General features: G+C 35.2%; 9 protein-coding genes. 7 read left to right on the top strand and 2 right to left on the bottom strand.

All coding sequences use genetic code 11. From position 1 onward, the window contains the following. Positions 1-8 precede the first annotated feature (8 nt). From PBT91_RS02575 to rlmB, 6 genes are all read left to right on the top strand, one after another. On the top strand, positions 9-1,430 hold the full coding sequence (locus PBT91_RS02575; RefSeq protein WP_270060245.1) for a SusD/RagB family nutrient-binding outer membrane lipoprotein: 1,422 nt from the start codon (positions 9-11) through the stop codon (positions 1,428-1,430). A 17-nt stretch (positions 1,431-1,447) separates the two neighbouring features. After that, the gene (locus PBT91_RS02570; RefSeq protein ID WP_270060244.1) at positions 1,448-2,551 is read left to right on the top strand and encodes a hypothetical protein; all 1,104 of its coding nucleotides are present in this window, start codon (positions 1,448-1,450) and stop codon (positions 2,549-2,551) included. Positions 2,552-3,110: 559 nt separating this feature from the next. Continuing rightward, the gene (locus tag PBT91_RS02565; protein WP_270060243.1) at positions 3,111-6,233 is read left to right on the top strand and encodes a SusC/RagA family TonB-linked outer membrane protein; all 3,123 of its coding nucleotides are present in this window, start codon (positions 3,111-3,113) and stop codon (positions 6,231-6,233) included. 16 nt (positions 6,234-6,249) lie between these two features. Further along, positions 6,250-7,692 carry a SusD/RagB family nutrient-binding outer membrane lipoprotein gene (locus PBT91_RS02560; protein WP_270060242.1) on the top strand — a complete coding sequence of 481 codons (1,443 nt, stop codon included), beginning with the start codon at positions 6,250-6,252 and terminating at the stop codon, positions 7,690-7,692. 97 nt (positions 7,693-7,789) lie between these two features. Beyond that, complete coding sequence (locus tag PBT91_RS02555) at positions 7,790-8,479, top strand: hypothetical protein (protein WP_270060241.1); 690 nt, start codon at positions 7,790-7,792, stop codon at positions 8,477-8,479. 80 nt (positions 8,480-8,559) lie between these two features. Continuing rightward, a complete protein-coding gene (gene rlmB, locus PBT91_RS02550; RefSeq protein WP_270060240.1) occupies positions 8,560-9,294 on the top strand; it encodes a 23S rRNA (guanosine(2251)-2'-O)-methyltransferase RlmB in 735 nt (244 codons plus the stop codon). 3 nt (positions 9,295-9,297) lie between these two features. On the opposite strand, the gene PBT91_RS02545 is transcribed toward rlmB, so the two are convergent. Further along, positions 9,298-10,038: a rhomboid family intramembrane serine protease gene (locus PBT91_RS02545; protein WP_270060239.1), complete on the bottom strand. Its 741-nt coding sequence runs from the start codon at positions 10,036-10,038 to the stop codon at positions 9,298-9,300. A gap of 86 nt (positions 10,039-10,124) precedes the next feature. On the opposite strand from PBT91_RS02545, the gene PBT91_RS02540 reads away from it, so the two are divergent. Continuing rightward, positions 10,125-11,399: a replication-associated recombination protein A gene (locus PBT91_RS02540; RefSeq protein WP_270060238.1), complete on the top strand. Its 1,275-nt coding sequence runs from the start codon at positions 10,125-10,127 to the stop codon at positions 11,397-11,399. On the opposite strand, the gene PBT91_RS02535 is transcribed toward PBT91_RS02540, so the two are convergent. Next, positions 11,396-12,229: a hypothetical protein gene (locus tag PBT91_RS02535; RefSeq protein ID WP_270060237.1), complete on the bottom strand. Its 834-nt coding sequence runs from the start codon at positions 12,227-12,229 to the stop codon at positions 11,396-11,398. The two genes, PBT91_RS02540 and PBT91_RS02535, sit on opposite strands and share 4 nt — an antisense overlap. Between the last annotated feature and the right edge of the window lie 32 nt (positions 12,230-12,261).

The raw sequence follows: 12,261 nt of genomic DNA, 5'->3' as shown, positions 1-12,261 counted from the left end.
GAAAAAAGATGAAAAAATATATATTATCAATATTTTCACTTTTCGTACTCTTTAGTTGTAGTGACGACAAGTATGAAAGAATGAATGAAAATCCTAAAAATCCAGCAGACGTCCCAGCCTCTTTTCTATTTTCGAGTGCTACCAAAGATTTGATGGATCAGGTAACTAATCTTAGTGTTAATAATAATATCTTCCGTTTCGTTAGCCAGTATCTAACTGCAACAACTTACACGCAAGAACCTAATTTTAACCTTACAGATCGTAATATTCCGGAAACGCATTTTGCAATATTATATCGTGATGTACTAGTAGACCTAAAAGATGCCGAAGAAATCACGGCTGCTAATGCAGATTTATTGCCTGAAGAAGAAGTAGCCGCTAGACTTGCTCAAATAAAGGTACTACAAGTTTACACGTGGCATTATCTTGTGGATACATTTGGCAATGTACCTTTTACTGAAGCTTTAGATACAGAAAACAATCTACCTGTTTACGACGATGCTTTAGACATCTACAATCAGTTAATTACCGATTTAACTGAGATTAACGGTGATTTTAATAGCGCCGGTTTTGATTCTCAAGATTTGCTATTTGATGGAGATATGAGCAAATGGCAAAAATTTTCTAATTCATTACTACTTAGAATTGCCATGCGTTTATCTGAATCAAACCCAGATATTGCTAATAATGCAGTTCAAATTGCAATTTCTAACGGAGTAATGGAATCTAATGACGACAGTGCTATTTTCAATTATCTTGATTCACCACCAAACACAAACCCATTATGGGAAGATTTGGTACAGAGCGGACGTTCAGATTATGTTACTGCCAACACAATCGTAGACTACATGAACAACCTAGAAGATCCAAGAAGATCTGTATATTTTGATGACAATTTAAATGGTGAATATACCGGTGGTATTTATGGAGCTTCAAACAGCTACTCAAATTATACTCATATAGGATCTGAATTTAGAGAACCTACACATCCGGGTATCTTAATGGACTATGCTGAAGTAGAATTTCTACTTACGGAAGCTGCCGCACGTAATATTGGCGGAGCAACCGATGCTTCTTCTCACTACGAGAACGCTATATCTGCATCTTTCCAATATTGGTTAGGGTCTACTGATGGAGTTGAAGATTATTTATCTCAGTCAGACGTTGCTTATTCTAATGATAATTGGGAAGAAAAAGTAGCAACTCAATTCTGGATAGCTATGTATGACAATGCATTCCAAGGCTGGTATGTATGGAGAAAGTTTGATAATCCAAGTTTGAATTTACCTCAGGTTTCGGAAAATCCAATTCCGTTAAGATTTACATATCCAATTAGAGAGCAAAATTTGAATTCAGCTAATTATCAGCAAGCAAGTGATGCCATTGGAGGAGATGAGCTTCAAACACCATTATTCTGGGATGTAAATTAAAATTAAAAAAGAAAGAAATGAAAACAACTTTAAAATACTTAAGTATTGCTTTGATATCTTCAGGATTGCTAACCTCTTGTGATGAAGACGGTTTTGACGATAAAACTGTAGATATAGGCGGATATACTTATCTTGAAGACACTCAAATTAGTGTATTAGATAGAAATGCAGATCTTAACTTCACTGTAAACACAGCCGATGGAGTTAGCGCGCAAGAAGTAGAAATTTTTATGGACGGCTCCTCTGTAGGCATGGGATCGATAGATGGAGACACAGGAACGTTTAACTCTTCTATCCTAGGCGATTTCAACTTTGAGGATGATGCGGAAACAGGGGCTTATGACTTTGTAATTCGCACTTCCTATTCTAATGGAAACTACTCAGAAGACCCTTTTGCAATAAGTGTCGAAAAAGTAACTGAATTAGATGAAGATAATCCATCAACTACCACTTTAGATAGCCTATCGACTCGAAGTATAGCTTATTCTAACTACGCCTTATCAGACATCGATGATTTTTCTTTAATGCTTAAGAAGAATAGCGATGGTACGGCAATAGACAGCGGTTTAGATGATTTGGATTTTGATGGCGAAAGCTTTTCAATCGGTGACACAGACTATGAAGATCTTAACATAGAAGTTGGAGACACTTTGGTATACACTTTAACAAGCCAAAGTGGTTCAATTTCCGATGCAACAACAGGATCTCTTATTATTACTCCAAAAGATTTTAGCCGTAGCAACACAGCAACATTATCTAATGATAATGATATGAGTCAATTAGACCTACTTACTGCTGAAAATTCAGCGGATGGCAGTGCAGACGGCGAAATTAGATTCTTAGCACCAAACGGTTTCGAAGTAATCAACGATAGTAACTTATCTTTTGTAAAAGTAGATAATGACTTTTATGAGAATGCCGACGTATTATCCACGAAAGCTTTGTATGAAGACGGAGAAAGCGCTACCTCTTTTACTAACCTTCAAAAAGGTGACACTTTTGTGTACAAAGTAAACAGAGATGACGAAGATACAATGTATGGTATCTTTACAGTTGCAAATGTGACTGTTGTAAACGGGAACGCAGTAAGTATAGAATTTAATTACTCTGAAGGAAACTAAAAGAGTATTTATATTATCCATAAAAGCCCCTAAACATGCGTTTAGGGGCTTTTTATTTTTAATCATTAGCACATAATCATATTACGCATTTTAAGCATTAGCCCATTTAATTTTGAAAGAGCCTGACTACATTTAATTATTCGAATGATATTTATGTAAGCACTATTAGATGTATAAAATGGGAGCTTATATAATTTTAAAAAAAATCGGTATTACAGACAAATATTATATTCAATGAGTAATAACACGAAAACCTTATAGTTAGTTCTAATTTTGAGATGATCACATTAAAATTTATGAAGGTTCTTAACTAAAACGTTTTACTATACCATTTTTATTATATTCCAAATTAAGATCAAGAATACCAAATGTCGTCTCAATTTTTCTAAAAGGCGTGAATCTAATTTTAATAAAAATTCAAATTATTATCAATAAAAAACTATAAAGTAAGCAATTAAATAACATTTATATCTTTATTTTAACACTATACACATAAAATATATTGCATTATTAACTTTTAATTATCATTTTTGAATCGGCTAATTCAAACAAATTAAAAATGAATAAAAAAATTACAATTCTATTAGCGTTCCTGTTAGCGCTAGTTTCACAGGTAACATTTGCTTACCAACAAAATCAAATTTCCGGTACGGTTAAGGATTCCGACGGCCTTCCACTACCAGGAGTAAATGTGCTTGTTAAAGGCACGGATACAGGGGTTCAAACAGACTTCGATGGAAATTACGCAATTGATGCGACTGAAGGAGATATATTAGTTTTCTCCTTTGTAGGATTGAAAACAGCTGAGTATCCAGTTTCTAATGTTTCTACGATTGATGTAACCATGGAAGAGGATGCTTCGCAGCTTAGCGAGGTTGTTGTCACTGCTTTGGGTATCGAAAGAGATAAACAAAGTCTGGGATTTGCGCAGCAAACAGTAGAAGGAAATACTCTTGTAAAGTCGCGACAAACAGATCTAAATAACGCTTTAGCAGGTAAAGTTGCGGGGGTGCAATTTAACGGCGCTGCTAGTTCTGGTTTTGACAATTCTAACATTCGTTTGAGAGGTAATACTGGCGTTCTTTATATTGTTGACAATATTAAAGTCGGGTCCTCATCAAATATCAATACTGATGACATCGCTGAGATGTCTATTTTAAAGGGTGCTGCGGCAACAGCGCTATATGGACCAGAAGGTATTAACGGAGTTATAATTATTACCACGAAGTCTGCAAAATCTGGTGAGAGTATTATTACTATTAACCACAGTACAGCAGTTGAAAATGTTGCTGAACTTCCAGAATATCAAAATATATATGGAGGAGGCTACAAGCAAACATTCAATACTTTTTCTTACGATCCGTCGGTTCACCCAGAAAGCTGGGCTTCATTTGATGGACAAAGCATGGTAGAATACTATGCAGATGAAAGTTGGGGACCAAAAATGGAAGGCCAAATGGTACGTCATTGGGATAGCTGGATTCAAGGACAACCTGAATTTGGAGAATTAAGACCATTCTCCCCTAATCCAGATAATGTTAAAAACTTTTTTAGAACTGGTATAACCAATAATACGAACCTTACCTTTTCTAAAGGTGGAGAAGAATATTCCATTAGAGCATCAATAGCTCGCGTTGAACGAAAAAGTATCATTCCTGGAGCAGATCAAAACCGAATTCAAGCTACCATGAATGCAACACTTGATATCACAGAAAAATTACAAGGTTTTGCTAATGTAAGTTACCAAGATCGAAGAACTACAAATTTTGTAGAAACAGGTTATGGGAATATCGCATCTAACTTCAACCAGTGGTGGCAAAGACAATTAGATATCGATAGACTAAAAGATTATAGAAGAGGTGGACAAGTAGTTTCATGGAATATCAATAGTCCAACTAATGCGAGACCTTTATATTGGGATTCACCATATCTTAGTGTAAATGAAGCAAAAGTACCACAGACGAAGAACTCTTTATACGGAAAAATCGGTATCTCTTATGATTTCTATTCGGATCTTACTGGTAGTATAGAACTAAGAAAGAATTACGAAGCTTACGAATCTACATTTAGATCGCCTTGGGGGGGATTGAACACGCCGGCTTATGGTGAAGGTGAAAGCTATGAAAGCACAGATGAGCTTTTTGGTATATTAAATTACGACCACGATTTAAATGATGATTTTGACATTACCGCAAATGTGGGATTTGAACTGCAGGATTACAATTTTAAAAATATAAATGCTTCGACTACAGGAGGACTTCAAGCTGACGGTTTTTATAGTTTAAACACCTCGGTAGGTAGACCAAATGTATCTAGTTATAAAGAGGATCGAAAAAGACAATCTGTATTTTCAAAAGCCTCAATTGGTTTCAAAGGAATATTATTCTTAGATGGTTCTGCTCGTTTAGATTGGCAATCCACGGCAACTCCTTCAGATAATAGAGTAGAAACTTATGGAGGTTCCTTTAGTTTTATATTTAGTAAACTTCTTGAGCAAAATGATTTGATCAATTTTGGTAAATTAAGAGGTAGTTTTGCTCAGGCTCCACAATTTCCAGATATTTACGACATCGTCCAAACTTATGACGTAGGAACACCATATTCTGGCTATGGTTCTTTATCCTATCCTGGAACTTTAGTAAATCCTTCACTTATAGGAGGAGTAAGAGAAGAAATGGAGTTCGGAACAGAATTTAAGCTTCTAAATAGTAGAATTGGCTTAGACGTTACTTACTTTGAAAAAACAGATGAGAGATTACCAGTAAGCGTTTCTTTAGATGGTTCTACAGGATACACTGCTACTCGTAGCAATGATGGTAAACAAACATACAATGGCTGGGAAATTTCATTAAATCTAGTTCCTGCTAGAACAGATGATTTCGAATGGAATTTCACAACAAATTTTGCGACCTTAGAAAGAACTGTAGATCAGATATCTCCAGGAATCAACACTAATGTACTTGCTTCAACTTGGGGAGGAACATCTCTTCAGGAAAGAACAGGTGAAGAATGGGGTGCTATCTATGGGCGTAAATATTCTCGTGATGAGGATGGAAACATATTATTAAGTTCTAGTGGTCAACCTAGATACGAGTCTTCTCAATATTTAGGTAATGTACTGCCAGATTTCACAGGTGGTATGTCTCACTACTTACAGTATAAAAATCTAAGCCTGAGTTTTGATATCGATTTCCAGAAAGGTGGTAAAATATTTTCTACTACAAAAATGTTTAATGCCTATTCAGGATTATCTACAGAAACAGTTGGAAACAACAATTTAGGAAATCCTCTTAGGGATCCTGTAACAGACGGGGCTAACAGCGGTGGTGTATTTATAGAAGGAGTTGACGAAAATTCAGGCGAACCAGTTTCTTATCATGTGGATGCTCAAACATATTACGAAAGTTATATGTTTGGACTTGCTGAGGAATGGTTATATAATAACTCATACGTAAAACTTAGACAGGCTAGAATAGACTATACAATTCCAAAAAATTTACTCACAAATACGCCATTTAAAGATATAAACATAGGAGCTTATGCAAACAACTTATGGTTAATATACTCTTCAATTGATGGGATTGACACCTCTGAAATAGAAGATCCTGATTACGCATGGACTGAAGGCGGACAGCTACCTATGGCTAGAACAATTGGTCTAAACGTCACTTTATCATTTTAATAAAACACGGAGAATAATGAAAAATAAATTTATAAAAGTATCAACTCTAATTTTTGCTGTTTCCCTAGCGATCACATCTTGTGATACAGTAGATTTTAATGATACGAATGTCAACAATAATGCTCCTAGCAATCCTACCACTTCAAGCCTATTAACTGGAGCAGAGAGAGCTGTTAGTGATTATGTAGGAGCTACAACTCCTAACTTATATGTTCAATATATCTCAAACGGTCAATATCCAGAAGAATCTCAATATGGAGATTTAAACTGGAGCTTCAATGGCTGGTATGCTATTTTAGCTGACCTTAATGGAATAATCGAACTCAATACTAATGAGGATACAGCTGCCAGCGCGATATCTGGAGGATCCAACGCGAACCAGATCGCTACTGCCACCATACTTAGAGCATATTTCATTGAGTCTATGACACTTCGATGGGGAAGAATTCCTTATAGCGAAGCTCTTAGTGGCACAGACAATATCTATCCGGCTTATGATTCTCAGGAAGATATATACATGGGCCTTTTCGAAGAAATCGATTATGCGCTTTCCATTATTGACGATGGCAATGGACCTACAGGTGATTTTATATTTGAAGGAGATATGTCTAAATGGAGAACTTTTGGAAATACATTAAAAATGGTAATGGCATTAAGATTATCAGAAGCCAACCCAACACTTGGATCTTCAATGTTCAATGAAGCTTTAGGTGGTGCCATTTCTTCTAATGATGAAAACCTATTCTATCCTTATCTTGCAGACGAAAACAACGATAATCCTTGGGAAGATAGGTTTTATGCACCAAACTTTAGAAAAGATTTTGCGGTGAGTGATACTTTTGTTGAATCATTAGTAGGTTCAGGTTCAATTTCCGATCCTGAAGACCCTAGACTTTACGCAATGGCAGAGCCAGCAAATTCAGCCGGTGACTTTATCGGAGCTCCTTATGGGCAACAAAATTCTGCTATAGATGATTATTCTTTTATCACGGCTGATGTTATAAACAATCAAACTGCTCCATTATACATATTTACGTATTCTGAAGTACTTTTCGCGAGATCGGAAGCTGCAGCTTTAGGTTGGACAACTGAGGATGCGAGTGATCTTTATAAAGAAGCAATTAAAGCATCTATGTCACAGTGGGGAATATCTGATGATGAAGCTGATGACTATATCGCTGATAATTCTTATAACGGAAGAGAATCTATTGGTTACGAAAAATGGGTAAGCCTTTATTTACAGGGTTACGAAGCATGGGCAGAATGGAGAAGAATGTTAGCGGCAGGATTTGAAAAAGAACTTGAAGCTGCACCAACCCTTTTAAGTGGAGCTACAGGAATTCCTAACAGACAAGCATATTCAGCTACTGCTGGAGATCTAAACGAAGAATCGTATAATGAAGCAATTTCAGAACAAGGACCTGATGATCTGAATACTAAGATCTGGATTTTTGAATAAGTTTCATTAGAATTAGCTTGTTTAAAAGCCTGTACATATCTGTACAGGCTTTTTATATATAAAATCTAATGCTTATCTTGTATATAAATCAAATATCATGAAAATCAAACTTTTAGCACTATCACTATTTACCTATGCCGCAGCTCTAAGCCAAAGCGACATTGCTACCGGTAACATTTCCGATGGCTACAAAATTACTCGGGGTGGAACAAATGGAACTCCTTTTCTTTTTGACGAATGGCATGTAGGGTACGGAATTTACGCAAATGAAACCAGAAGCGATGCGCAACTTATAAACTACGACATTCATCAAAATAACATCGTTTACAAAACTACCTCTGGATCTAATAACATAATGGTGTTAAAAGATAGCGGTTTTAAAGGAATGATAATCCAGAATAGTAACGCAAAAGTATTATTAAATAAAATACCTGGGTATGATTTTGAAAAGAATAAAAAAGAAACAAAATACTATGAAATAGTTTCACCTCCTTCAAAAATAGTAATTATAGAATATATTAAGGATCTAGACGACCCAAATGCAAGCGGATGGACCAGCAGCTCTAACAACACGTATAACGCCGAATATAAATTCAAAACTAAATATTATGTAATAAACAATAATAATAAATATGAAGAGGTCAAACTAAAAAATAGGTCTGTTATAAAAATTTTTAAAGATAAAAAAGCTAAAATCTCTCGCTATTTAGAGGAAAAAAATATAGAGATTGAAGAACCTATAGATTTGATACCCGTAGCAGAATATTATCACAGTCTTTTAAAATAAAGTCCTTTCAAGTACTTCCTTATTTCTTCATTTTTGAATGTTATAGGTTTTAATTCAAATTCTTCTATTACTTTTACCCCATGAAAGAGACTACGACAATATTTGGAATTAGGGCAGTAATAGAGGCTATTGAAAGCGGAGAAACTATCGATAAAATCTTTATTCAAAAAGGTTTATCGGGAGATCTGTTTTCAGAATTAAAAAGAACCCTTGCTAAAGGACAATACAATATATCTTACGTTCCGCAGGAAAAATTACATAATTTAAGCAAAGGGAACCATCAAGGTGTTGTTGCGAAGATAAGCCCAATCGATTTTCTAACTTTAGAAGATACTGTAGAACCCATATTAGCTAAAAAAGAAGCTCCTTTTTTTCTACTTTTAGATCAGGTAAACGATGTGCGTAATTTTGGTGCGATTATAAGAACTGCAGAATGTTGCGGAGTAGATGCGATAATTATTCCTGAAAAAGGAGCTGCTCCAATTAACGCTGATACCGTGAAAACTTCAGCTGGTGCGGTATTTAAAATTCCAATTTGCAAAGTAAGCCATATTAAAGACGCTGTTTTCTATTTACAATCTAGCGGAATACAGGTTGTTGCTGCTACCGAAAAAACAGAAATGCATTTATATGATGTCGATTTCAAAAAACCTTCAGCAATAGTTATGGGTAACGAAGCAAAAGGAGTAACGCCTTCAATTTTAAAAACAGTAGATCATTCGGTTAAGTTACCAATGCACGGAGAGATTGCTTCTTTGAATGTTTCTGTGGCGTGTGGTGCTTTTCTTTATGAAGTGGTTAGACAGCGATTTTAAATTTCAATCTTTTTTATCCGCTTTTTTAAAAATATAATTTACCTGAATTTGATCTTCTTCATCAGCAGTTTCATCTTCAGGTAATTTTTCAATGAAATTTCCATTTTCATCAAAATGCTTCATAAATTCATCTTCTTCCTCATCATAATCTTCCTGCTCCCATCTATATTTCGGAGAAATTGCGATATCTTTTTTAAATGCAAACGCAAAGACCAAACCTACTATTAAGCCGGACAGATGACCTTCCCAAGAAATTTCAGGATCAATTGGTGTTACATACCAAAATAATCCACCATACAGAAAAACAACGATTAAAGATAGCGCAACCAACCTGTAGTGTTTTGAAAATATTCCTTTGAAAAACAAGAAACTTGCTAATAGATAAATAATTCCGCTAGCACCTATATGAAAAGCCGGCCTTGCTATTAACCACGTAACAATACCAGTTAAGAAAAAACCGTAGCCCAAAACCTTCCACCGTATACTTCGGTAAAAATAAAATAAGGCCATAGAAAGCACCAAAAGCGGAATTGTATTATTAAATAAATGTTTTATCCCACTATGGATAAATGGAGAAAAAATCACACCTCTTAACCCAGCAAGAGTTCGGGGAAAGACTCCCAAATGATTTAGGCTGAAACCAAATCTCACTTCAGCCCAAAATACAATCCATATAATTAACACAAAAACTAAGGGATAACCAATAACTCCCGGTGTGAATTGAAAATTTTCCTTGCTGCTCAATCTCTATTAATTTTATAGCATACTACAAAAAAATAACCAATTCAACATAGTAGATATTTTGTCATTCTAATTTTTACATTTGCAATATGAGTGAACCACTAGCAGAAAGACTTCGACCAAAGACTTTAGGGCAATATTTGAGTCAGACGCACCTTATTGGAGAAAAAGGAGCTTTAAAACAGCAAATACAAAGAGGAATAATCCCTTCGATGATTTTTTGGGGGCCTCCTGGCGTTGGTAAGACGACATTAGCAAATATCATCGCTAATGAATCTGATCGTCCATTCTTCACCCTAAGTGCGATAAGTAGTGGTGTAAAAGATGTACGCGAAGTCATTCAGAAAGCAAAAAAAAGTGATGGTTTATTTACGACAAAAAGTCCGATTCTTTTTATAGATGAAATTCATCGCTTCAGTAAGTCTCAGCAAGATTCGCTTCTTGGTGCCGTAGAAAAAGGCTGGGTAACTTTAATCGGTGCGACTACAGAAAACCCAAGTTTTGAGGTTATTTCAGCATTACTTTCCAGATGTCAGGTTTACGTACTCAAACCTTTCTCTAAAGAAGATCTAATCGCTTTGCTTAACAGAGCGATGAAAGAGGATAAAATTATAGCTTCGAAAAACGTAAAGCTTAAAGAAACCGAAGCTTTGCTGCGATTAAGTGGCGGTGATGCACGAAAATTACTCAACATTTTCGAACTCTTAGTTAATTCAAGTGACGAAGGATCTGAAATTACTAATGATCTAGTTTTTGAAAAAGTACAACAAAACACGGTGCTCTACGACAAAACCGGCGAACAGCATTATGATATCATTTCAGCATTTATAAAATCGATTAGAGGTAGTGATCCTAACGGAGCTGTTTATTGGCTAGCCAGAATGATTGAAGGTGGAGAGGATGTGAAATTTATTGCCAGAAGATTATTAATCCTTGCCAGTGAAGATATAGGAAATGCAAATCCTACAGCGTTAGTAATTGCCAACAACACATTCCAGGCGGTAACAACTATTGGTTATCCTGAAGCCAGAATTATTTTAAGCCAATGTGTAACCTACTTGGCGACTTCACCAAAAAGTAATGCTTCCTATCAAGCCATAAATCAAGCTATGAGCTTAGTAAAGCAAACAGGAAATCTTTCTGTACCCCTTAATATTCGAAATGCACCAACTAAATTAATGAAAGATTTAGGATATGGGGAAAACTACAAATATGCCCACAATTATGAAGGTAATTTTGTAAAAGCAGAATTTTTACCAGATGAGATAAAAAATACCATCCTTTACGAGCCGGGCAATAACCCTAGAGAAAACTCTCAACGCGAATTTCTTCGGAAAAGATGGTCTGGAAAATACAATTATTAATCCTGAAGTTTATAAACGGTTTTTATCGTTTTATTGCTTTGGCGATCAAAAATCTCTACAACAATACTTCCGTCTTCATCAAAATAAGCAATTCCTTGTTTAGTGAGTGAATTGTAGATAAAATTATCTGAACCATCAGATTTTATAAGCATTGCAAAAGGTTCTGACATTCCTTTTTGATAAAAACCAAATCCAGATTCATTCTCTTTAAGAAAATAAACAGAATTATCGTTCACAAAAAACTTTTCTGAAGAAGTTGCAATAATAGAATCTTCAGTATCCATTTCGTTTTCTTCAACCACTTCTACTTCACTCTCTACAGCATTAGAAACTTCAGTAGCTGCAACAGCTTTTGGTTGTTTTTCAACCTGTTTATTTGAAGCTTGTTCTACTATAGGATCCTCGTTGTACGAATAATCTAAATCTTCTAAAGATGTAAAGGCATCTCTTAAGGCTTCATGGTAAGCGCTTTTATACTCTTTTTCTCTACTTCTTCCCTCTTTAGACTCATAAATCACATTCCCGTAGCAATCTTTTAATTGAAGCACCATTTTGGTCACAAATAAACCTGAATTATTTTGAACATCTGCCTCTAAGGCTAAACAGTTATTATTTTGCAATTCAGCTGGTTTTTCAGCGCTTTTCATCACCGTTGAAAATCCATACTTCTCTAATAAAAACTTTGTAAGCGCATTAACCTGATATTGATTTTTCTCTTTTGAGAATTCGAATTTCTCTGGAACAATCACATATTTATAATCATCCACGCTTTTTTGACCATAGATAATAGCGGTAAATAATATTGCAAATAAAACAGTAAGCTTTTTCATTATTATTTTAATTTAATTCTCAGTTCAAAAGT

Source organism: Zunongwangia sp. HGR-M22 (genome assembly GCF_027594425.1).
In the GTDB taxonomy this organism is placed as follows: Bacteria; Bacteroidota; Bacteroidia; order Flavobacteriales; family Flavobacteriaceae; genus Zunongwangia.
This window is presented reverse-complemented; position numbering and strand designations above follow the sequence as displayed.